A 932-nucleotide genomic window follows, 5' to 3' on the forward strand; every position below is an offset into this window, starting at 1 on the left:
TACATACACTTCTGACTCGAACTTAGTGTGTGGAGTGATTGAACCTGGTTTCGCTAGTACTTGACCACGTTCTACTTCATCACGCTTAGTACCACGTAGAAGTGCACCAACGTTCTCACCTGCACGACCTTCGTCAAGCAGCTTACGGAACATCTCAACACCTGTACAAGTCGTTGTGATTGTGTCTTTGATACCAATGATCGCAACTTCGTCACCTACACGTAGGATACCGCGCTCGATACGGCCAGTTACTACTGTACCACGACCTTGGATTGAGAATACGTCTTCGATTGGTAGTAGGAATGCTTGGTCTACTGCACGCTCAGGCTCTGGAATGTAAGTGTCTAGCGCTTCAGCAAGTTCAATGATTTTCGCTTCCCACTGCTCTTCGCCGTTTAGTGCGCCTAGTGCAGAACCTTGGATAACTGGTAGGTCATCACCTGGGAAATCGTACTCAGATAGAAGCTCACGAACTTCCATTTCTACTAGCTCTAGAAGCTCTTCATCATCAACCATGTCACATTTGTTCATGAATACGATGATGTAAGGAATACCAACTTGGCGACCAAGTAGGATGTGCTCACGAGTTTGTGGCATTGGGCCATCTGTTGCAGCAACAACTAGGATACCGCCGTCCATTTGCGCAGCACCTGTGATCATGTTTTTAACATAGTCAGCGTGTCCTGGGCAGTCTACGTGTGCGTAGTGGCGTGCTGGTGTATCGTACTCTACGTGAGAAGTATTGATTGTAATACCGCGCTCGCGCTCTTCTGGAGCGTTATCGATAGATGCGAAGTCTTTCGCTTCACCACCGTACACTTTTGAAAGTGTAGTACAGATAGCAGCAGTTAGAGTTGTTTTACCGTGGTCAACGTGGCCGATAGTACCAACGTTTACGTGCGGTTTCGTACGTTCAAATTTTGCTTTAGACA

General features: G+C 47.1%; 1 protein-coding gene. It reads right to left on the reverse strand.

The annotated features are described in order from the left end of the window. Window positions 1-932 (reverse strand): elongation factor Tu (tuf, locus tag AACV20_RS12895; RefSeq protein ID WP_170908092.1); only part of this gene is annotated, 932 nt, incomplete at both ends.

The sequence above is a fragment of the Vibrio sp. B4-6 genome (genome assembly GCF_963888245.1).
Classification (GTDB): domain Bacteria; phylum Pseudomonadota; class Gammaproteobacteria; order Enterobacterales; family Vibrionaceae; genus Vibrio; species Vibrio anguillarum.